General features: G+C 46.7%; 6 protein-coding genes and 2 pseudogenes. 3 read left to right on the forward strand and 5 right to left on the reverse strand.

Translation table 11 applies throughout. The features are described from left to right. The 3 genes from BHE85_RS14085 to yoaJ form a co-directional block, all read left to right on the forward strand. On the forward strand, positions 1–234 hold a 234-nt coding region (locus BHE85_RS14085), incomplete at its 5' end, for an IS1 family transposase (RefSeq protein WP_001393844.1). A gap of 9 nt (positions 235–243) precedes the next feature. Next, complete coding sequence (locus BHE85_RS14090; RefSeq protein WP_032324829.1) at positions 244–345, forward strand: YoaK family small membrane protein; 102 nt, start codon at positions 244–246, stop codon at positions 343–345. Positions 346–347: 2 nt separating this feature from the next. Then, entirely contained in the window at positions 348–422 is a 75-nt protein-coding gene (gene yoaJ, locus BHE85_RS14095; protein ID WP_001386836.1) for a protein YoaJ, read from the forward strand. Positions 423–480: 58 nt separating this feature from the next. Here yoaJ and BHE85_RS14100 read toward each other — a convergent pair whose 3' ends face one another. The 5 genes and pseudogenes from BHE85_RS14100 to BHE85_RS14120 form a co-directional block, all read right to left on the reverse strand. Further along, positions 481–729, reverse strand: a complete 249-nt coding sequence (locus BHE85_RS14100; protein WP_000512153.1) for a GlsB/YeaQ/YmgE family stress response membrane protein — start codon at positions 727–729, stop codon at positions 481–483. A gap of 147 nt (positions 730–876) precedes the next feature. Then, positions 877–1,059: a DUF1869 domain-containing protein gene (locus tag BHE85_RS14105; protein WP_000513737.1), complete on the reverse strand. Its 183-nt coding sequence runs from the start codon at positions 1,057–1,059 to the stop codon at positions 877–879. A gap of 3 nt (positions 1,060–1,062) precedes the next feature. After that, positions 1,063–1,423, reverse strand: a pseudogene (gene yeaR, locus BHE85_RS14110) (DUF1971 domain-containing protein YeaR). 172 nt (positions 1,424–1,595) lie between these two features. Next, positions 1,596–1,832: pseudogene (locus BHE85_RS14115) on the reverse strand (LysE family transporter); the annotation flags it as partial. A gap of 15 nt (positions 1,833–1,847) precedes the next feature. After that, on the reverse strand, positions 1,848–2,047 hold a 200-nt coding region (locus BHE85_RS14120), incomplete at its 5' end, for an IS1 family transposase (RefSeq protein ID WP_000327172.1).

The following is a 2,047-nucleotide window of genomic DNA, read 5'->3' on the forward strand; positions in this document are numbered from 1 at the left end:
TCGGCCTTTGAGGTCGTGGTATGGATGACGGATGGCTGGCCGCTGTATGAATCACGCCTGAAGGGAAAGCTGCACGTTATCAGCAAGCGTTACACTCAGCGCATTGAGCGACATAATCTGAATCTGAGACAACATCTGGCAAGGCTGGGACGGAAGTCACTGTCGTTCTCAAAATCGGTGGAGCTGCATGACAAGGTCATCGGGCATTATCTGAACATAAAACACTATCAGTAAGTTGGAGTCATTACCCGAATCGGTATTATTTTTCCGGTTGTAATCTTTATTACAGCGGTCGTATTTTTAGCATGGTTTTTTATTGGCGGCTATGCTGCCCCGGGGGCATAAAGATGAAAAAAACAACGATTATTATGATGGGTGTGGCGATTATTGTCGTACTCGGCACTGAGCTGGGATGGTGGTAACGTCACCTCTAAAAAATAGCAAAGGCTGCCTGTGTGCAGCCTTTGTGCAATTTAAGCGTTAACTTTTAATCTTCCTGTAGATAAATAGCACGACAATCGCACCAATAACGGCAACCACGAAGCTGCCAAAATTGAAGCCATCGACTTTACCAAAGCCAAACAGCGTGCTGATCCATCCGCCGACTACGGCACCGACTATCCCCAGCAGGATAGTCATAAAGAATCCACCACCATCTTTACCTGGCATGATCCACTTCGCCAGAATACCGGCAATAAGCCCAAAAATAATCCATGACAGAATGCCCATTGTTTCCTCACTTATCTGTTTTGCATTAGCGGGTTAGTCGCTGATAAAAAGCATAGCACAACATCGGGAGGGCAAGATTTGTGACGAGCATCACGGAGGATTTTTTTGCGATGGCGCAGAAATTGCGCCATCAACGATCAGTGATAATTACCAACCACAAACATCATGTTCGTTTTCCGTGTCATAAGAACGCACGGTATTCACCAGATCTTTTATCACTTCAGCCGCCACTTCTGGCACCAGCAAAGTCATCGGCGTCTCTGTTTCATAATCGACAGAAACGCCATTACTGTTATTGGTGACGGTCACGGTATACGTTGCTTTGCCCATGATTCATTTCCCGTTATGAATGACTTTCCGTTGTTGCGCACCTTCCATCAGGACTTCAGGAGCCACGAAGAAGTCAATGTTGACATAAGTATCGTCAGTCATGGCTTCAATGTTGTGCCACTTTTCTGGAGGGAACACCGCAAACTGCCCCGCTTCGATAAGGATCACCTGATCAGGCTCTGCACTGTGTTCATCAGCGTAGCCGAGATATTTGACCGCCCCATGCATAACGGAAAGGCGTGGGTAACCCCCCTGGCGCGTTCCTTTATCAAGATGACGTTCGAATTATTCCGGCAGGCGCAGTTTGTTTATTCCAGAAAGGCGTTGAGCGCGTATGAATATAATTCTGTGGGATTTGCAGCATCCTTTTCCCTCCTTCGGTGAATGCGCTGAAAACGGTTTATTCCAGCCGTTTCAGGGTACGCCTGATAATTTGCATTTTAAATACCATTTATTGGTTACTTTTTAGCACCATATCAGAGAAAAATCAGGGAGGATTACAAGTGGGAAGCCCGCGACAACGCGGGCTGAATGTATCAGGATTGCAGCGTCGCCAGTCGGGCGGCGAAACCCACGAACATCAAACCAATCAGTGAGTTGCCAACTTTAGCCAGTTTCTTTTTGGTACGTATGTACTGCGTGACAAAAGCACCAGAAATAATCAGGAAGCTCAAATAGCAGAAACTCACCAGTTCCAGCGTCGTCGCCAGAATAAAGAATGAAATTCCCGTATGTGGGGCATTAACATCGATAAACTGTACGAAAAACGACACGGTAATGACTCCAACTTACTGATAGTGTTTTATGTTCAGATAATGCCCGATGACCTTGTCATGCAGCTCCACCGATTTTGAGAACGACAGTGACTTCCGTCCCAGCCTTGCCAGATGTTGTCTCAGATTCAGATTATGTCGCTCAATGCGCTGAGTGTAACGCTTGCTGATAACGTGCAGCTTTCCCTTCAGGCGTGATTCATACAGCGGCCAGC

Source organism: Shigella sp. FC1567 (assembly GCF_001743015.1).
GTDB lineage: Bacteria > Pseudomonadota > Gammaproteobacteria > Enterobacterales > Enterobacteriaceae > Escherichia > Escherichia coli.

What these genes read in the sequence shown, in the direction of transcription:
- BHE85_RS14100 (WP_000512153.1), bottom strand. Translation starts at nt 729, where the DNA reads ATGGGCATTCTGTCATGGATTATTTTTGGGCTTATTGCCGGTATTCTG.
- BHE85_RS14105 (WP_000513737.1), bottom strand. Translation starts at nt 1,059, where the DNA reads ATGGGCAAAGCAACGTATACCGTGACCGTCACCAATAACAGTAATGGC.